Genomic DNA, 16,662 nt, shown 5'->3' on the forward strand with positions numbered 1-16,662 from the left:
CGCTGCGGCAATGCGTGTGCGGCACCCCATCACATTTGCAGGCGGCGGGCTTTGTTTGGCAGGGTGCGCTGCGCGACACATGAAAGGCAAGCCCATGAAAACCGGACAAAAGCTCCCCGAAGTCACCTTTCACACCCGCGTGCGCGACGAGGCCATCGGTGGCCCCAACCCGTTCCGCTGGGAAGACAAGACCACCGCTGATTTCTTCGCCGGCAAGCGGGTGGTGCTGTTTTCGCTGCCCGGCGCCTTCACCCCCACCTGCTCAACCTACCAGCTGCCTGGGTTTGAGAACGGCTTTGAGGATTTCGCCGCCGAGGGGATTGATGCGATCTACTGCATGAGCGTCAACGATGCTTTCGTGATGAACCAGTGGGCCAAGGCGCAGGATCTGAAGAACGTAGGGGTGATTCCCGATGGCTCGGGTGAGTTCACCCGCCGGATGGGGATGCTGGTGCGCAAGGACAACCTTGGCTTTGGCCTGCGCTCCTGGCGCTATGCCGCCGTGGTCAACGACGGGGTGATCGAGGCCTGGTTCGAGGAGCCGGGCCTTTGCGACAACCATGGCGACGACCCCTACGGCGAAAGCTCACCCGAGACGGTGTTGAACTGGCTGAAAAAGGCCAACGCGGCAGTGGCGGCCTAAGCCTTAACCGGCGTGGCGGGATCGCCCACCTTGATGATATCAGCGGCGCGGCCCTTAGGGTTGCGCCGCTTTTTTATGGCCGGTCACACGCTGGCGCGCAGCGCCCGCGCCCGCGCGGGCGGCACCGATTGGATCTCGAGCCCGGTGAACACGTGCAGCGTGCCAAGGTCATCATCCACCACCGCATGGTCTGAAACCCAGCCGCCGAGCAGCAGGAAACTGCGCAGCAGCGGCGGCATGGTGAGCAGCGCGGTGCGCTTGTCAGGCGCGCGATCCGGCAGCGCGGTGAAGGGGTGGGTTTGCGGCGCCTTGGGCGCCGGGCGCAGGGCGGACGGCGCCGTGTAGGAATCGCGCAGCAGCGCCAGCGCGTCGAAGTGTTCGGCCGGGTCGGTGCCATGGAAGGAGGAGCAGCCAAACAGAAAGCTGATGCCCTGGCTGTCGATCAGATCGGTCATCCCCACCCAGGCGGTGCGCAGCACATGCGGATCGCCCCGCGCGGCGGGATCAATGCAAAAGCGGCCCATCTCCAGCATCGGGCCGGGGTAGCTGGCAAGCGGCGCGGTATCATAAAACTGCGCGGTGTAGCCCTGGGCAATGTCGCCCCCGCCCGAGAGGCGCAGCAGGCGAAAGGCGCAGGCCAGCCGCGCAGCCTCGCCCTCGGCGCGCATGTCTTCGATTATCACATGCATGGCGCGGGTATCAAAAGCGTCGCTGTCATCCGCCCCGGCATCCCCACGAAAGGTGAGGCCGCGCAGCGCCATCACGGCGGCCATATCGGCGCGGCTTTGCGCCTGGCGCACCCGGTAACGGCCTTTTGTCAGCTCTTTCATCCTGCCCACTCCAAGGGCCGCATTGCGCAGCAAGGGATCTCGCCTAGATATGAAGGGCGCGTGACAGAGGCGCAAGATTGGAAGGGAGAGCAGGATGACGGAAGCCACGGTAAAAAAGAGCGATGCGGAATGGCGCGAGGAGTTGAGCGATTTGGCCTATCAGGTGACGCGCAAGCACGGCACCGAGCGGGCCTTTACCCATGATGATTTTCCCAAAAGCGCGGGACGCTTCACATGCACCTGCTGTGGGGCGCCGCTGTTTGATCAGGCGCATAAGTTTGACAGCGGCACCGGCTGGCCCTCGTTCTGGGCGCCAAAAGACGGGGCCGAGGTGGGCACCAGCGAGGATCGCAAGTTTTTCATGAAGCGCACCGAGGTGCATTGCGCCCGCTGCGCCGCCCACCTGGGGCATGTCTTCCCCGATGGGCCAGAGCCAACCGGGCTACGCTATTGCATCAACGGGGTTGCGCTGGAGTTTGAGCCAGAGGAATAGGCCGCGGGGGTCGGGGGCGGTAAGGCCCCCTGCCCGCTAGTCGAGGAACTGATCGGCGGTGAAGCGGCCAAGGTTGCCCAGAAGCTGGCGCAGGAAGCTCACACCGGCGATGTTGCTATCGGTCTCGCGGCGCGACAGCGCGACGACATTACCATCTTGCAAGGTGAAGCGCTCGACGTTGGAAACCACGCCCGCCTCATCAAACCGCACGGCCACAAGCTGACGGTCCACAAACTCCGGCTCGCGCGGGCCAACCCGCTTTACCCGTGCCGATAGATAATAGTAGCCGCTGTTCTCAAGCACACCGGTGGCAGCGGGAGTGCCAATGGTCTCGGCCACGCTTTCGCGGGTGTCCTGCCCCACAACCACATCTGCGAGGTCCTGATCGCTCGGGGTCCAGCCGTGGTTGCGATAGCGCGCACCACAAGCCGTGAGCGAGAGCACCAGTGTCCCGAGGAAAATCGAACGTGCCAGATTGCCCAGCAGTCTTGCGCCTATTGTTCTGCCCATTGTCAGCCCGGATGCCTCAGGTTTCTTTTGTCTGTTAATCGGCTTACAGAAGGATCAGCCATGGTTCAAGAAAGGAAGCACAGCATGGGCCAAAGCCCCCGGCCAAAACCGATCCGCCTGTCAGAGCTGACCAACGCCCATCCAACCACCTTCGAGATCACCCCGGATGAGGCCGCGATGGAAGGCTTGCTGGCCCCGCTCGATCTGCTGGGCCTGCGAAAGCTGCGGTTTTCAGGCACGCTTTCGCCGCTGGGCAAGCGCGACTGGCAGCTTGACGCCAAGTTGGGGGCCACCGTGGTGCAGCCCTGTGTTGTGACGCTGGAGCCGGTGAGCACGCGGATTGATACCTCTGTTGTGCGCCGTTACCTCACCAATTTCACCATGCCCGATGAGGGCGAGGCCGAGATGCCCGAGGATGACAGCGCCGAGCCGATGCCGGTGGCGCTGGATCTTTGGGACGTCATGGTGGAGGCGCTTTCCATCGCCCTGCCCGATTTTCCCCGCGCCGAAGGGGCCGATCTGGGCGAAGCGGTTTATACAGAGCCGGGCGCCGAGCCGTTGACGCAAGAGCGGGTAAAGCCCTTTGCCGGGCTGGCCGACCTGAAGAAAAAGATGGAAGGCGGCGGCTGATCCGCGCCTGCATAATCAGGCCGCCTGCCCTGCCTCGGGCGGCCCGCCCCCCCGGCGCGCGCATTTTCTTGCCGCAAATATCCAAACAAAAAATGGTGTGCGCCGCAGGCGCGCTACTTAATAGCGGCAATTTTTGCTGGACATGCGCCAGAAGTTTCGTATTTTCGCGCCTCCTCGCGGATCGCGGCTTGATCGGCGGCGCGAGGCGGCGTATGACGCGCCAAACGAGATTCCTGAATTGCCGGGGCAGAGCGCCCCGCACAGACCCGAGGTTGTGACATGGCTGTCCCACAGAATAAAATCACCAAGTCGCGTCGCAACATGCGTCGCTCGCACGATTCACTTGTTGCCGACAATCCGGCCGAGTGCTCCAACTGCGGTGAGCTGAAGCGCCCGCACCACGTATGCGCCGCCTGCGGCCATTACGATGATCGTGAGATCGTGGCGCAGGCCGACGAGATCGATCTCGACGAAGACGCTGCCTGATCAGCTTGGTCGGGGGCCGCGCCTGAATGAGTTCTGCCACCGAGACCAGCGACACGGATAGCGCGAGTCTCCCGGCCCTTGCGGGCCGGGTTGTCATTTCTGTTGACGCGATGGGCGGCGACCATGGGCCTGCGGCCGTTGTGGCAGGCCTGGCGCTTTCGGCCGACAAGAATCCTGACATTGCCTTCATCCTGCACGGGCGCGGCTCTGAGTTGCGCCCGCTGGTGGAAAAGCGCGGCCTTGCCGATCGGTGCGTCATTCGCGACGTGCCCGGCGTGGTGGCGATGGATGACAAGCCGGCGCATGTGATGCGCCACGGCAAAGACACGTCCATGTGGTCCACTATTGAAGCGGTGAAGCGCGGCGAGGCTTTGGTGGCCGTTTCCTGCGGCAACACCGGGGCTTTGATGGCGGTGTCGATGATTCGGCTGCGCAAGCTGGAGGGGGTTAACCGCCCTGCCATTGCCTGCCTTTGGCCCTCGCGCAACCCGTCGGGCTTTAACATCATGCTGGATGTGGGCGCCGATATTCGCGCCGACCAGCAGGACCTTTTGCAATATGCGCTGATGGGCGTGTCTTATGCGCGCAACGGGCTTGAGCTGGAGCGGCCACGGGTGGGCCTGCTGAACGTGGGCACCGAAGAGACCAAGGGCCGCGCCGAGCTGAAGGTTGCGCATGACATGATCCAGGCCGCAGCCGAAGAGGCGGAATTTGATTTCGCCGGCTTCGTGGAGGGCGGCGATATCCCCGGCGACCGGGTGGATGTGATCGTGACCGATGGCTTCACCGGAAACATCGCGTTGAAAACCGGCGAAGGCACCGCCAAACTGATTGGCGACTTGCTGACCGGCGCCTTCAAGCACTCGCCCCTCTCGCGGCTGGCTGCCCTGCTGGCGCTGACCAGCCTCAAGCGGTTCAAGAAGCGGATTGATCCGCGCCGGGTGAACGGCGGGGTCTTTCTGGGGCTGAACGGAACGGTGGTAAAATCACACGGCGGGGCCGATGCAACCGGCATCAGCGCCGCGATAAAACTGGCTTTTCAACTCGGTCGATCGGGCTTCTCGGACCGGCTTGCAGCGCGGCTTGCATCAGTGAGCGGCGCGGGGCAGGATGAGCCTCTAAACAAAGAATAACGAAAGAGGCGTCAGAGCATGGTGGTGCGAACCGTTGTAAGAGGCGTCGGGCATTATTTGCCGGAGCGAGTGATTCCCAACAGCTGGTTTGAGGACAAGGTTGAAACCTCAGACGAGTGGATCAAGGCGCGCACCGGGATCGAACGTCGCCATTTTGCCGCCGAGGGTGAAACCACCAGCCAGATGGCAACCAAAGCGGTGCAGAACGCGCTGAAGATGGCCGGCTGGGAGGCCAGCGAACTTGATGCGCTGATCGTGGCTACCTCAACCGCCGATCTGACCTTCCCCTCAGCCGCCACAATGGTGCAGGCCCAACTGGGCATGGCGGGCGGCTTTGCCTTTGATATTCAGGCAGTGTGCGCCGGTTTCGTTTATGCGCTGGCCAATGCGAACGCGCTGGTCACCAGCGGCCAGGCCAAGCGGGTTGCGGTGATTGGCGCCGAAACCTTCAGCCGCATCCTCGACATGAATGACCGCGGCACCTGCGTGCTGTTTGGCGACGGCGCGGGCGCGCTGGTGCTGGAGGCCGCCGAGGGCAGCGGCGGGCCAGAAGACCAGGGCATTCTGGCCACCGATCTCAACAGCGACGGGCGCTTCAAGGACCTGCTTTACGTGGATGGCGGGGTGTCGACCCAAAGCACCGGGCATCTGCGGATGCAGGGCAAGGAAATTTTCCGCCACGCCGTTGAAAAGCTGGCCGCCACTGCGCACACGGCGATCGACAAGGCCGGGCTGAACGAAGGCGATATTGATTGGCTGGTGCCCCATCAGGCGAACCTGCGGATTATCTCCGCCACCGCCAAGAAGATGCAATTGCCGATGGAAAAGGTCGTGGTGACGGTTCAGGACCACGGCAATACCTCGGCGGCATCGATTCCCCTCGCGCTGTCGGTCGGGGTGCAAAACGGCCAGATCCAGCCCGGTCAGGTGGTTGTCACCGAGGCAATCGGCGGTGGATTGGCCTGGGGATCGGTCGTCTTGCGCTGGTAATCGCCAATCCAGCGCGAAAGGTGCGAATAAACACCGTCGCGCAAGCCCCTGATATTGACTCGGAAATTCCCCCGCCGCACACTCGGCAAAACAAAACGGGGGACGTAAGATGGCCGGAAATACCTTGACGCGTATGGACCTGAGCGAAGCTGTGTTCAACGAGGTCGGTCTGTCGCGCAATGAAAGCGCCCAGCTTGTCGAGAGCGTTCTGGCGCATATGTCGGATGCGCTGGTCAAAGGCGAGAGCGTGAAGATCTCGTCTTTCGGCACCTTCTCGGTGCGTGAAAAGGCCGCCCGTGTGGGCCGCAATCCGAAAACCGGTGAAGAAGTGCCCATCAGCCCCCGCCGGGTGCTGACCTTCCGCCCCAGCCACCTGATGAAAGATCGTGTGGCCGAGGGCAACAAGAAGAAGTAAGCGCAAAAGCGCGGCATTTCGGGCCTCAAGAGGCCCGGTGAAGGACAGAGCAGAAGCGAGGCAGAACGCCCATGGGAAAATCCCCCGACGCCTTTCGAACCATTTCCGAGGTGGCCGATTGGCTGGGGGTGCAAACCCACGTTCTGCGCTTCTGGGAAAGCAAGTTTTCGCAAGTGAAGCCGCTGAAGCGGGCCGGTGGGCGGCGCTATTATCGCCCCGCTGACATGGAGCTATTGGGCGGCATCCGTAAGCTGCTGCATGACGATGGGCTAACCATCAAGGGCGCGCAGAAGTTCATTAAGGAAAACGGGGTGAAGGCGGTTGCCGCGCTGTCGCCCTCTGCCGAGGGCCCCGGCCCCGGTGCGGGTGCCGAAGCAATGGCCCCGATGCCCGGCGGCACCAAAGAGGCCGAGCCGGATGTGGCCGAGGCGATCCCCCCGCATGAAACCCCGCCGCCTGCCCCCCCTGAGCAACCGCCGCTTGATCTGGGCCCCGACGCCGGGCCAGAGGCGATCCGCCCGATTCCCGGCGGATCTGAAGTGGAACCGGAAGCCACCAACGCCCCGAACACGGGCGATGTGGTGATTGGCGACAACGTGGAGCTGGGCGGAGATCCCACGCCCCCGGTCGACATGACAGGCGAGGCCCCCGGCCCCGGCGTTTCGGTGGAAATTGCCGCAACGGTGGATGTTTCGGGCGAGGAAGAGGCCGGGGAATTTGGCTCGGACGTGGTGGATATCTCTGCCGATACGCCCGCCACGCCGGTGCATATCGACACCATTGTTGACGCAGGCGGCGAAGAGGCCGATCCGGCGGTGGGCGTGCACCTGGAGCGCACCATTGACGTGTCGTCAGAGGATGAGGCGGCCGCGTTTGGCTCACCCACGGTAGACATGAGCACCGAGGAGCCGGAGGTGCCGGTGCGCCTTGGCACATCGGTGGATGTGAGCGCCGAGGAGGAGCCAGAGGTGCGCGTGCCGAGCTTCATCAGCAAGGCCAAGGCGCGCGAAACCACGGTCCCGCCGGTTTTTCCCGGGCCGCCGCCGCTGCCCGAGGGGACGGCGAATGTGGCTGGGGTGGGCGATCCGCACACGCCGCCAGCGCCTGACGCTGCCGCCGCCAACACCCCTGCCCCGCCCGAGCCGATGGATTTTGACCGCGTGCCGGTCGATGCCTCTGCCCCCTTGCCGCAGCGCCTTGCCGCCCTGCGCCCCGGTGCGGTGGACAAGGCCCGCATTCAGCCGCTTTACGCCCGCCTCACGGCGCTGCGTGAACGGATGGGTTAACGGCAGAATTGCCCCCTTGCGCCCTGCGAAGAATCCGCTACAAAGCCCGAACGTCGGGCTATGGCGCAGCCTGGTAGCGCGTCCGTCTGGGGGACGGAAGGTCGCAGGTTCGAGTCCTGCTAGCCCGACCAAATACACCCGCAACGCCCGCACCCAGCCTTGGGAGGCGGGCGTTTCGCTATCTGGGGGAATGCGATGACCGCGGCACCGGGCGTGTTGCCCAGCCAATCCATCGAGGCGATGATCGCGCGCGGCAGCCTCAGCGGCAGCCCGGCGATCACGCCTGAGCAAGTGCAGCCTGCCAGCCTTGATTTACGTCTGGGAACAGTGGCTTACCGCGTGCGCGCCTCGTTTTTGCCGGGCGCTGGCGCGGCGGTGGAAGAGCGGCTCAACGAGTTTGAGATGCACCGGGTTGATCTGCGCGAGGGCGCGGTTCTGGAAAAGGGCTGCGTCTATCTGGTGCCGCTGATGGAACGTTTGGCGCTGCCCGAGGGCATTCAGGCGGTGGCCAATGCCAAAAGCTCGACCGGGCGGCTTGATCTGCTCACCCGGCTGGTCACGGATCGCGGCGTGGAGTTTGACCGCGTTGCGCCCGGCTATGAAGGCCCGCTTTATGCCGAGATTTGCCCGCGCAGCTTTTCGGTGCTGGTGCGGCCGGGGATGCGGCTGAACCAATTGCGCTTTCGCCGGGGCCACGCGGTTTTGGATGATGGCGCGCTGCGGGCGCTGCACGCCGAGGTGCCGCTGGTGGACGGCGAGGCGCTGATCTCTGACGGGCTTGGCTTTTCGGTGGATCTGACCGCTGGCGAAAACGGGCTGGTCGGCTATCGCGCCAAGCCCCACACCGGCATCATCGACCTTGACCGAATTGGCCAGTATGAGCCTGCGGAGTTTTGGGAGCGGCTGGAAACCCGCGAGGAGCGGATCATCCTTGATCCGGGGGCATTTTACATCCTTGTGAGCCGCGAAGCGGTGACGATCCCGCCGATGTATGCCGCCGAAATGGCCCCCTATCTGGCGCTGGTGGGCGAGTTCCGGGTGCATTACGCGGGCTTTTTTGATCCCGGTTTCGGCCATGCCGAGGCGGGGGGCGCAGGCTCACGCGGGGTGCTGGAGGTGCGCTGCCACGAAGCGCCCTTTGTGCTGGAGCATGGGCAGGTTGTGGGGCGGCTGGTGTATGAGCATATGGCCGAACGTCCGGCGCGGCTTTACGGGCAGGAAATTGCCTCAAACTACCAGGGCCAGGGCCTGAAACTATCAAAGCATTTCCGTGCTTAGCAACGCGCCCGCCCTGCCCCATTTGGGCGTTTTTTACTTATTTGCCAGCTAGTTAGGGAGCTTCCTTCAAGCGGCTTTCACCGGCGTCGCGCAGGATGTTGGTGAGGGTGGAAAACCAGCCGTCATCCGGCGTGGCGGTGCGGCGGACAAGGGCGATGGTGCGGGCGGGCTGCGGCTCGGCAAAGCGGCGCAGGGCGAGTTTGGGCGCGGCGGCACTTTCAGACGCAACCGCGATTTCGGGCAGGAAGGTGAGGCCAAAGCCCTCGGCCACCAGCCCGGCCAGCGTGGCCAGCGACGAGGCCCCAAGATCAACCCGCGTATCGGCGCGGCGCAGGGCACAGACCTCCAGCGCCTGATCGGCGAGGCAATGGCCCTCTTCCAGTAGTAACAGGCGCTCCGGGTCCAGCGCCTTTGGGCTGAGGGCGGCGCCCTGCCCGGCGAGGGTGGCGGCATTGCCCGCCAGCAGGAAATGGTCGGTAAAAAGCGGCGCCTCCAGCAGCCCGGCGCGGCCTGCGGGCAGCGCGATCACCGCCGCATCAAGGTGGCCGTCCTCCAGCGCATCAAGCACCCGCTCGGTTTTGCTTTCGTGGATGCGCAGCTCAAGGCGCAGATTGCGCGAGCGGATGAGCGGCAGCGCGACAGGCAGCAGATAGGGCGCGACCGTGGGAATCACCCCAAGGCTAAGGCGCCCGCCCAGCCCTTCGCGCCATCTTGCCGATTGTTCAAGCCGCGCCATCTCGCCCAGCACCGCGCGGGCGTGGGCCAAAAGCTCATGCCCTGCCGGGGTAAGGACCGCGCCGCGCGGCTGACGCTCCACCAGACGCAAGCCAAGCTGCGCCTCCATCTCCTTGATTTGCTGCGACAATGCAGGCTGGGACACATGCACAGCCTCGGCCGCACGGCCAAAGCTGCCGGTTTCGGCGAGCGCGGTGAAATAGCGGAGCTGGCGGAGGGTCACATTCATAATCTCTCCTTATCGCAACAGAAGGAAGAAGCAATTTTTATTTATCGCGGATGTGGCGGAGAGTGAGGCTAATCGCAACTCTCACAGCAACGTCTCGGGAGGACAAAGCCATGTGTGCAAAGAAACTCACCACCACCGCCGGATCACCGGTTCCGGACAACCAGAACTCGATGACAGCCGGGGCGCGCGGCCCGCTGTTGATGCAGGATTATCAACTGCTTGAAAAGCTGGCCCATCAGAACCGCGAGCGCATTCCAGAGCGCACCGTCCACGCCAAGGGCTGGGGCGCGCATGGCACGCTCAGGATCACCGGCGACATCAGCAAATACACCTGCGCCAAAGTGCTCCAGCCGGGCAGCGAAACCGCCATGCTGGCCCGATTCTCAACCGTGGCCGGTGAGGCCGGGGCGGCAGACCATGAGCGCGATGTGCGCGGTTTTGCCCTGAAGTTTTACACCGAAGAGGGCAACTGGGACCTTGTTGGCAACAACACGCCCGTGTTTTTCGTGCGCGATCCTTACAAGTTTGCCGATTTCATCCATACGCAAAAGCGCCATCCGCGCACCAACCTGCGCTCGCCGACCGCGATGTGGGATTTCTGGAGCCTCAGCCCCGAATCGCTACATCAGGTGACGATCCTGATGAGCGATCGCGGCCTGCCGGTGACGCCGATGCACATGAATGGCTACGGCTCGCACACCTACAGCCTGTGGAATGCTGAAGGTGAGCGCTTTTGGGTGAAGTTCCACTTCAAAACCGAGAAGGGGCACGAGCATTACACCAATGCCGAGGCCGAGGATGTGGTGGGCAAAACCCGCGAGGGCTATCAGGAGGCGCTTTATAACACCATCGAGGGCGGCGATTACCCGCGCTGGAAGGTGCAGGTGCAGATCATGCCCGAGGCAGAGGCCGAGGTGACCTCTTACAACCCGTTCGACCTTACGAAGGTTTGGCCGCACGATGAGTATCCCTGCATTGATATCGGCGTGATGGAGCTGAACCGGAACCCCGATAACTATTTTGCCGAGATCGAGAATGCGGCGTTCAGCCCGTCAAACATTGTGCCCGGCATCAGCTTTTCGCCCGACAAGATGCTGCAAGCGCGGATCTTCTCTTATGCGGATGCCCATCGCTATCGGCTTGGCACCCATTATGAGCAGCTTCCGGTGAACCGCCCGGTGTGCCCGGTGCATCATTACCACAAGGACGGCACCATGAATTACGAGGGCCAGCAAACCGGGGTGACGGACGCCTATTATGAGCCGAACTCGGTGGATGGTGCGCCTGAGGAAGTGCCCGCCGCGATGGAGCCTGCGCTGAAGATTGATGGCAATGCCGATCGCTACAACCATCGCGAGGGCAATGATGATTTTGGCCAGGTGACGGCGCTGTTTGAGCTGTTTGACGACGGACAGCGCAAGCGCCTGTTTGGCAATATCGCCGCCGCGATGGGCGGGGTGCCGGCCGAGATCATCGAGCGGCAGTGCAGGCTGTTTGATCAGGTGCATGCTGATTATGGCAAGGGTGTGCGGGATGCGGTGAAATCCGCCAACCTTGGCAAATATGACCCGAACGCCGTTCCGGTGACCGAGGCCACACCGCAGGACGCGGCAGAGTAGCATCCCCACATTTCAGCGTTGATGCAGGCTCCCGTTCAGCGGGGGCCTGTTATCTTATTTGATCTAGGCCATGGTGCTCGGGGCACGCCGGGGGCAAAGATAGGGCAAAACAGGAGGGTTGGAATGCGGGTTTCGCTTCATCTCAAGCAGATCACCTATGGGGGCAATGATGGCATTGTCACCACCTTCGCCATTGTGGCGGGTTTTGCCGGGGCGCAGGCCGAGGGGGCCGGGCAGATTGGCGCGGTGGCGGTGCTGGTCTTTGGCATGGCCAACCTTCTGGCCGATGGGCTTTCGATGGGGTTGGGGGAGTTTCTGTCGACCCGGTCGCAGGCCAAGCTTTACCATAGCGAGCGGCGCAAGGTGCTGGACATCGCGGCGCGGGACCCGGAGGCGCTGGCAGCCGCCCTCGCGGCCCGCGGGATGGCGCAGGAGGCGGCGCAACAGGCCGCGCACTTGCTGGCCACGGCACCGGAACTGGCCGCAGACCTTTTGGCCGATCACAGCATGGATCTGCCCGATATGCGCGAGGCGAGGCCGCTGCGCGACGGGCTGATCACCTTTGCCTCTTTCCTCGCCTTCGGGTTGGTGCCCCTCCTGCCCTACTTGCTGGCGGGGCCGGAGGAAGGCTCTCTTGGCGCTTCGGTCGCGGCCACGGCGGCGGCACTGTTTGCGCTTGGGTTGCTGCGCGGCCATGCCACCGGCGAGGGCTACGGGCGGGCGGTGGCCGAGGTTGTGGGTGTGGGCGGGCTGTGTGCGCTGGCGGCTTTTGCGGTGGGCGCGGTGATCGGGTAGCGCCAGCACACCCGCAAGATACGCGAAAGGCCCGCGCGGGGAAGGAACCGAACGGGCCTTTGGCCGGGCGTTAGAGGATGTCGCTCAACAGTGGGAACCGGTTTTGAGCTTCTCGAACATGCGAAATCAACACGTTAGAACGTGTCGCGTGAATTCGAATGAACGCGACACGCTCTCATGGGGGCGTATCAGCCGATCATATCAGCCTCGGGGCCATAATTTTCTTCATAGTGGCGCTTTAGCCGTTGCAGCGCGATGCGCAGCACGATCTTGCCGGAGCGGGCTGACCAGCCCATGCGCTTTTCGGCGGCTTCCAGCCCTTCCAGGAAGCAGCAGCAGCGCAGCACCATATCCCCCAGACCGGGGCCAAGATCGCGCAGCGCATCACTCACCCGGCGGCGCGAGGCCTCGGGGCCGTTGGCCGGGCCGCCGCTGGCCGAAAACTGGCCACCATGACCGCCGGTCAGGAAGGTTTCCCAGTTTTGCGCGACGCGCGGCCCCATCTGGGCCATCTCGAAATCTTCGCGCAAGCGTTCGGCGGCGGCCACGAGATCAGGGTCAAGGAAGCGGCTGCCGTCCTTGTCGCGGCGGCGGGAGAGCGCCTGAACCGGACTCTCGCTGCGGTTGTAGCGAATGCGGCTTTTGCCGTCTTCCGCATCGACCTCTTCAATATCGCGGTGCTGCATGGCGAAAGGCGTTGGCGCCTCGGCAAATCCCTCGGCCCCGGCGGTGTCGGCGAGCAGGCGCTTGAGGGCGGTGCGCCCGGCGGGGGTAATGGTGTAGGTGGTGATGCGGCCATTGGCCTTGACCTCGATCCATTCCTTGAGCGCGAAGGCCTGCGCCACCTCGCTATCGACCACCGCGGTGCGTGTGGTGCGCCCGTCCGCCAGGGATTTGACCACCGCTGCCTTATCCATGCCGGCAGCCACCGCCAGCACCGCGCCCTTCTCGGACAGGCGCCGCAGGATGCGCCTTCCTTCCCGCGCCACGGTGGCTTCATCTGATATTTTCGTTTTTGGAACAAAGTGTTGGCTCATTGTCGCGCTCTCCAGCTTGAAATGTGCCTGCCCCAGGCGCGCGAGCGCCTCGTCGACAAGCGGATCATCACGACGCTGTTCAAACCGCCTGATCTGCCGAAGGATCGTTGAAGCATGAACCCCCTCATCCCGCGCTAGCCCGCGGATTGAATGGCCTTCTTCGATATGCCGCAAATAATGCAACACGCTCCTAGGCACCCAGCCCGGTACACTTTGGGTTTGTCCCCGTTCACACTGTTGGCCTGTCATCTTTCCCCGTAGCCTCCAAGCAATCCTCTGTTGTGTAAAGTACCTAGCTTTAACCGACACAACCTAGGGGCGATTTAGTTACCCAAGTGTTAACAATACGTCATAAGCACCAGTTTTGTTTAAAATTTGGGATAAATCATTTTCACACCGTTCGCAGGTTTTCGGATCACGCAACACCCGCCTTGGTTGTGCCACAGTGAGGGCGCTGGAGATGCTTGATGGGAGATAACGATGCACACGCACAGCACTGAAAAACGCAATCACGGGGCGCGGGATCCACTGGGCGGGCTAAAGCGGCCCCGGCTACTGGTGCGGGCCGCCCGGCTGGGGCTTGCGGATTACTCGCGCAAGCGGGATCTCGGGCGCATCCTGCGCGAAACAGAGCTGCCCGGCCCGTCAACCGCCCTGCCCCGGCTGATCGAGGAAGAGGCCGATATGGAAGCGCGCCGCCAGGGCGGGCTGACAACCTATTCGGTGATCCACCACCTTGAGGTGCTGATTGCGCTGATGGCCGAGGTGCGCCTTGTGCCCCGCTGGTCGGCCACGGGCGGTTAACCCCCGCGCGACATCTGCCGCCCAGGGTTTGGAGCTGTCGGGCGTGGCTCAGGCCATGGCGTCGGGCAGCTCTGCCTTGCGGGTCACCACGAAAGCCTCAAGCGCTTCGCGGATCGCGGGATCAAGTGGCGGGGCCTCATAGGCGGCGAGCAGCTTGGTGACGCGCTCGCTGGCCAGGGATGAGGTGTCTCGCGCGCCCTCTTCTTTCCATGTTTCGAAGGGCTTGTAATCAAACACCTCAGACTTCCAGAAGGCGGATTGGTAGTTGGCTTGGGTGTGGGCGCAGCCAAGGTAGTGGCCACCGGGGCCAACCTCGCGGATTGCATCCATGGCCTGCCCGTTTTCGTCAGCCGCGATGGGGGCGGCGAGCTTGTGCAGGGTGCCAAGCTGGTCGGCGTCCATCACGAATTTCTCGTAGGATGACACAAGCCCCCCTTCAAGCCAGCCGCAGGCGTGCAGCATGAAGTTGACCCCCGACAGCAGGCCCAGATTGAGCGAGGTGGCGGTTTCATAGCCCGCCTGCGCATCGGGCAGTTTGGAGCCGGCAAAGCTGCCCGAGGAGCGGTATGGCAGGCCAAGGCGGCGGGCCAGCTGGCCTGCGCCATAGGTCACTTGCGAGGCTTCGGGGGTGCCAAAGGTGGGCGCGCCCGAGTTCATGTCAATCGAGGTGACAAAGGCGCCAAAGATCACCGGCGCGCCGGGTTTGATGAGCTGGCTATAGGCCACCCCGGCGAGCACCTCGGCCAGCACCTGTGTGAGCGTGCCAACCACCGAAACCGGGGCCATTGCGCCGCCCACGATGAAGGGCGAGATGATGCAGGCCTGCCCGGCTGCGGCATAGGTTTCCAGAGCGCCCATCATGGTGGCGTCAAAGGTGAGCGGTGAGTTGATGTTGATGAGCGAGGTCATCACGCAGCGCCCCTCAAGCCCGCCAAACAGGATATCGGCCATGGCAACCGAATCGGCCGCGCGCGATGGTTCTGTCACCGAGCCCATGAAGGGTTTGTCGGTCAGGGTCATATGGGCCATCAGCATATCGAGGTGGCGCTTGGCGACGGGCACATCGGTTGGCTCACACACGGTGCCGCCGGAGTGGTGCAGCCACTTTGCCATATGGCCGAGCTTCACGAAGTTTTCGAAGTCCTGCATCACCGCATAGCGCCGCCCACCAGAGGCATCGCGCACGAAGGGCGGGCCATAGACCGGGGCCAGAACCAGCCCCTTGCCGCCAATCTCGACCGAGCGCTCGGGGGTGCGGGCGTGTTGGGTGAAATTGGCGGGCGCGGTGGCACAGAGCGTGCGCGCCAGGCCACGCGGGATATGCACCCTGTCGCCGCGCACATCGGCCCCGGCTTCGCGCCAGCGCGCCAGCGCGGGGGCGTTCTCGGCAAAGACCACGCCAATCTCTTCCAGCACGGTTTCGGCGTTTGCCTCGATGATGGCGAGGGTCTCCTCGGGGAGCAGATCAAAGGTGGGGATCGCGCGGGTGATCGGCGGGGCGGCATCAATGCGCAGGGCGGTGCGCTCGGCACGCCGGGCCGCGCCGCCTCCGCTGCGCCCGCGTCTGCGCCCTGCCGCCGGTGCGTCTGCTGCCTCAACCATGTGCGATTCCTTTCCCTCTGAAGGGGTGTCATGCCGCTTTGATAGCGCAGCTCCCGGTGCCGGGCGCGGCGGGTTTGCGGCCAAAATTTTGCGATCCGCGACATTCAGGGTGGAAATGCTGCGCGCGCGCATTTGAAAGCCTCGCTTCGCTTGCGCGCACCAGTTCCGGCCGCCTTGCGCAGGCCGCTCTGCCCTGCAAAAGCCAGCGGACAGCGGCCTTTGACCCGCGCCCACCAAAGGTGCAGGGTAGGCCGTGGAGCAGGAGGAACCGATGGCAGACAACGAGCGATCCGAGCCAAAGACAGAGGAGCGGCAAACGCTGACATCTGCCGAGATCACCGCGCTTTCACACCTTTATCGTGGCGAGGTTTATCGCAGCACGATCTGGCGTACCCGGCTCGACACCACGACCAACTGGGCGGTGGTGTCGCTGGGGGTGGCGCTGTCGATCTCTTACGCCTCGCCCGGAGCCTCGCCGCTGCCGCTGGTATTGGTGGGCGTGCTGATCCTGCTGTTTTTGATGCAGGAGGCCCGCCGTTACCGCTATTTCAACGTGTGGCGCGCCCGGGCACGCTGGATTGAAACCCATTTTTACGCCCCGCTGCTGGAAGACGGCGATCTGAGGATGCAGGAGGGTTGGCAAAACGTCCTCTCACAGGATTACCTGCGCCCGCGCTATCACGTCACCTATGCAACGGCGCTTGGGCGGCGCATCCGGCGCAATTACCTGTGGATCCTGCTCATTCAGGCGCTGGCCTATGCGGGCAAGATCGTGATTCATCCCACCAACTCGACCAGCCTTGATGAGGTGATCACCCGCGCCGATATTGGCCCCCTGCCCGGCGAATTGGTGATCCTGACGGGGCTGGCCTATGTGCTGATCTGCGTCAGCCTCGCCTTTTGGAGCACCCGGCAGGATGCCAAACGCAGCCGCGCTGCGGGCAAGGAGCGCTCAAGCTCAATGGGTTGAGCGCGCGCGAAATCGCAGGCCATTGCCCCCCTGACGGGCCGCGCCCCCTTGCACCCCTCGGCGGGCCGGAATATCCCCTTGGCCCATGAGCATGCCGCATCCCACGCGCCACCACGAGCGCCTCCTCATCATCGACTTTGGCTCTCAGGTGACGCAGCTTATTGCGCGCCGCCTGCG

General features: G+C 63.7%; 18 protein-coding genes and 1 tRNA gene. 14 read left to right on the top strand and 5 right to left on the bottom strand.

The features are described from left to right. Positions 1-94: 94 nt before the first annotated feature. Entirely contained in the window at positions 95-643 is a 549-nt protein-coding gene (locus P1U55_RS08200) for a peroxiredoxin (RefSeq protein WP_301047055.1), read from the top strand. Between the two features lie 83 nt (positions 644-726). On the opposite strand, the gene P1U55_RS08205 is transcribed toward P1U55_RS08200, so the two are convergent. Next, positions 727-1,473, bottom strand: a complete 747-nt coding sequence (locus P1U55_RS08205) for a GNAT family N-acyltransferase (protein ID WP_301047056.1) — start codon at positions 1,471-1,473, stop codon at positions 727-729. 94 nt (positions 1,474-1,567) lie between these two features. Here P1U55_RS08205 and msrB point away from each other — a divergent pair, with 94 nt between their 5' ends. Next, the gene (gene msrB / locus P1U55_RS08210; RefSeq protein ID WP_301047057.1) at positions 1,568-1,966 is read left to right on the top strand and encodes a peptide-methionine (R)-S-oxide reductase MsrB; all 399 of its coding nucleotides are present in this window, start codon (positions 1,568-1,570) and stop codon (positions 1,964-1,966) included. Positions 1,967-2,002: 36 nt separating this feature from the next. On the opposite strand, the gene bamE is transcribed toward msrB, so the two are convergent. Beyond that, the gene (bamE, locus tag P1U55_RS08215) at positions 2,003-2,476 is read right to left on the bottom strand and encodes an outer membrane protein assembly factor BamE (protein ID WP_301047058.1); all 474 of its coding nucleotides are present in this window, start codon (positions 2,474-2,476) and stop codon (positions 2,003-2,005) included. 84 nt (positions 2,477-2,560) lie between these two features. Here bamE and P1U55_RS08220 point away from each other — a divergent pair, with 84 nt between their 5' ends. The 8 genes from P1U55_RS08220 to P1U55_RS08255 all read left to right on the top strand — a co-directional run bounded on the left by P1U55_RS08220 (position 2,561) and on the right by P1U55_RS08255 (position 8,694). Then, positions 2,561-3,106 (top strand): DUF177 domain-containing protein, encoded by a 546-nt coding sequence (locus P1U55_RS08220; RefSeq protein ID WP_301047059.1) that lies wholly within the window; start codon positions 2,561-2,563, stop codon positions 3,104-3,106. Between the two features lie 279 nt (positions 3,107-3,385). Beyond that, positions 3,386-3,592 carry a 50S ribosomal protein L32 gene (gene rpmF / locus P1U55_RS08225; protein WP_301047060.1) on the top strand — a complete coding sequence of 69 codons (207 nt, stop codon included), beginning with the start codon at positions 3,386-3,388 and terminating at the stop codon, positions 3,590-3,592. A gap of 26 nt (positions 3,593-3,618) precedes the next feature. After that, positions 3,619-4,725, top strand: a complete 1,107-nt coding sequence (plsX, locus tag P1U55_RS08230; protein WP_301047061.1) for a phosphate acyltransferase PlsX — start codon at positions 3,619-3,621, stop codon at positions 4,723-4,725. Between the two features lie 18 nt (positions 4,726-4,743). Next, positions 4,744-5,715 (top strand): beta-ketoacyl-ACP synthase III, encoded by a 972-nt coding sequence (locus tag P1U55_RS08235; protein ID WP_301047062.1) that lies wholly within the window; start codon positions 4,744-4,746, stop codon positions 5,713-5,715. A 109-nt stretch (positions 5,716-5,824) separates the two neighbouring features. After that, on the top strand, positions 5,825-6,130 hold the full coding sequence (ihfA, locus tag P1U55_RS08240) for an integration host factor subunit alpha (RefSeq protein ID WP_301047063.1): 306 nt from the start codon (positions 5,825-5,827) through the stop codon (positions 6,128-6,130). Positions 6,131-6,201: 71 nt separating this feature from the next. Further along, positions 6,202-7,416, top strand: coding sequence for a MerR family transcriptional regulator (locus P1U55_RS08245; RefSeq protein WP_301047064.1), 1,215 nt, complete (start codon positions 6,202-6,204; stop codon positions 7,414-7,416). A gap of 54 nt (positions 7,417-7,470) precedes the next feature. Further along, positions 7,471-7,547: transfer RNA gene (locus P1U55_RS08250), tRNA-Pro, on the top strand. Between the two features lie 64 nt (positions 7,548-7,611). Continuing rightward, complete coding sequence (locus tag P1U55_RS08255) at positions 7,612-8,694, top strand: 2'-deoxycytidine 5'-triphosphate deaminase (RefSeq protein WP_301047065.1); 1,083 nt, start codon at positions 7,612-7,614, stop codon at positions 8,692-8,694. 52 nt (positions 8,695-8,746) lie between these two features. Here P1U55_RS08255 and P1U55_RS08260 read toward each other — a convergent pair whose 3' ends face one another. Further along, positions 8,747-9,658, bottom strand: coding sequence for a hydrogen peroxide-inducible genes activator (locus P1U55_RS08260; RefSeq protein WP_301047066.1), 912 nt, complete (start codon positions 9,656-9,658; stop codon positions 8,747-8,749). Between the two features lie 110 nt (positions 9,659-9,768). Here P1U55_RS08260 and P1U55_RS08265 point away from each other — a divergent pair, with 110 nt between their 5' ends. After that, a complete protein-coding gene (locus tag P1U55_RS08265) occupies positions 9,769-11,277 on the top strand; it encodes a catalase (RefSeq protein ID WP_301047067.1) in 1,509 nt (502 codons plus the stop codon). A gap of 123 nt (positions 11,278-11,400) precedes the next feature. Continuing rightward, entirely contained in the window at positions 11,401-12,072 is a 672-nt protein-coding gene (locus P1U55_RS08270) for a VIT1/CCC1 transporter family protein (RefSeq protein WP_301047068.1), read from the top strand. 188 nt (positions 12,073-12,260) lie between these two features. Here P1U55_RS08270 and P1U55_RS08275 read toward each other — a convergent pair whose 3' ends face one another. Beyond that, entirely contained in the window at positions 12,261-13,358 is a 1,098-nt protein-coding gene (locus P1U55_RS08275; RefSeq protein ID WP_301047069.1) for a DUF6456 domain-containing protein, read from the bottom strand. 231 nt (positions 13,359-13,589) lie between these two features. On the opposite strand from P1U55_RS08275, the gene P1U55_RS08280 reads away from it, so the two are divergent. Further along, entirely contained in the window at positions 13,590-13,913 is a 324-nt protein-coding gene (locus tag P1U55_RS08280) for a DUF6477 family protein (protein WP_301047070.1), read from the top strand. Between the two features lie 48 nt (positions 13,914-13,961). Here the strand turns inward: P1U55_RS08280 and P1U55_RS08285 are convergent, their stop codons facing one another. Next, complete coding sequence (locus P1U55_RS08285) at positions 13,962-15,515, bottom strand: trimethylamine methyltransferase family protein (RefSeq protein ID WP_301047071.1); 1,554 nt, start codon at positions 15,513-15,515, stop codon at positions 13,962-13,964. Between the two features lie 271 nt (positions 15,516-15,786). Here P1U55_RS08285 and P1U55_RS08290 point away from each other — a divergent pair, with 271 nt between their 5' ends. Next, positions 15,787-16,485 carry a DUF2270 domain-containing protein gene (locus P1U55_RS08290; RefSeq protein ID WP_301047072.1) on the top strand — a complete coding sequence of 233 codons (699 nt, stop codon included), beginning with the start codon at positions 15,787-15,789 and terminating at the stop codon, positions 16,483-16,485. Positions 16,486-16,662 lie beyond the last annotated feature (177 nt).

The organism is Vannielia sp. (assembly GCF_029212645.1).
In the GTDB taxonomy this organism is placed as follows: domain Bacteria; phylum Pseudomonadota; class Alphaproteobacteria; order Rhodobacterales; family Rhodobacteraceae; genus Vannielia.

Excerpts from the sequence above, each read along its gene's own strand:
- P1U55_RS08200 (WP_301047055.1), top strand. The coding sequence starts at position 95 with ATGAAAACCGGACAAAAGCTCCCCGAAGTCACCTTTCACACCCGCGTG.
- P1U55_RS08205 (WP_301047056.1), bottom strand. The coding sequence starts at position 1,473 with ATGAAAGAGCTGACAAAAGGCCGTTACCGGGTGCGCCAGGCGCAAAGC.
- msrB (WP_301047057.1), top strand. The coding sequence starts at position 1,568 with ATGACGGAAGCCACGGTAAAAAAGAGCGATGCGGAATGGCGCGAGGAG.
- bamE (WP_301047058.1), bottom strand. The coding sequence starts at position 2,476 with ATGGGCAGAACAATAGGCGCAAGACTGCTGGGCAATCTGGCACGTTCG.
- P1U55_RS08220 (WP_301047059.1), top strand. The coding sequence starts at position 2,561 with ATGGGCCAAAGCCCCCGGCCAAAACCGATCCGCCTGTCAGAGCTGACC.
- rpmF (WP_301047060.1), top strand. The coding sequence starts at position 3,386 with ATGGCTGTCCCACAGAATAAAATCACCAAGTCGCGTCGCAACATGCGT.
- plsX (WP_301047061.1), top strand. The coding sequence starts at position 3,619 with ATGAGTTCTGCCACCGAGACCAGCGACACGGATAGCGCGAGTCTCCCG.
- P1U55_RS08235 (WP_301047062.1), top strand. The coding sequence starts at position 4,744 with ATGGTGGTGCGAACCGTTGTAAGAGGCGTCGGGCATTATTTGCCGGAG.
- ihfA (WP_301047063.1), top strand. The coding sequence starts at position 5,825 with ATGGCCGGAAATACCTTGACGCGTATGGACCTGAGCGAAGCTGTGTTC.
- P1U55_RS08245 (WP_301047064.1), top strand. The coding sequence starts at position 6,202 with ATGGGAAAATCCCCCGACGCCTTTCGAACCATTTCCGAGGTGGCCGAT.
- P1U55_RS08255 (WP_301047065.1), top strand. The coding sequence starts at position 7,612 with ATGACCGCGGCACCGGGCGTGTTGCCCAGCCAATCCATCGAGGCGATG.
- P1U55_RS08260 (WP_301047066.1), bottom strand. The coding sequence starts at position 9,658 with ATGAATGTGACCCTCCGCCAGCTCCGCTATTTCACCGCGCTCGCCGAA.
- P1U55_RS08265 (WP_301047067.1), top strand. The coding sequence starts at position 9,769 with ATGTGTGCAAAGAAACTCACCACCACCGCCGGATCACCGGTTCCGGAC.
- P1U55_RS08270 (WP_301047068.1), top strand. The coding sequence starts at position 11,401 with ATGCGGGTTTCGCTTCATCTCAAGCAGATCACCTATGGGGGCAATGAT.
- P1U55_RS08275 (WP_301047069.1), bottom strand. The coding sequence starts at position 13,358 with ATGACAGGCCAACAGTGTGAACGGGGACAAACCCAAAGTGTACCGGGC.
- P1U55_RS08280 (WP_301047070.1), top strand. The coding sequence starts at position 13,590 with ATGCACACGCACAGCACTGAAAAACGCAATCACGGGGCGCGGGATCCA.
- P1U55_RS08285 (WP_301047071.1), bottom strand. The coding sequence starts at position 15,515 with ATGGTTGAGGCAGCAGACGCACCGGCGGCAGGGCGCAGACGCGGGCGC.
- P1U55_RS08290 (WP_301047072.1), top strand. The coding sequence starts at position 15,787 with ATGGCAGACAACGAGCGATCCGAGCCAAAGACAGAGGAGCGGCAAACG.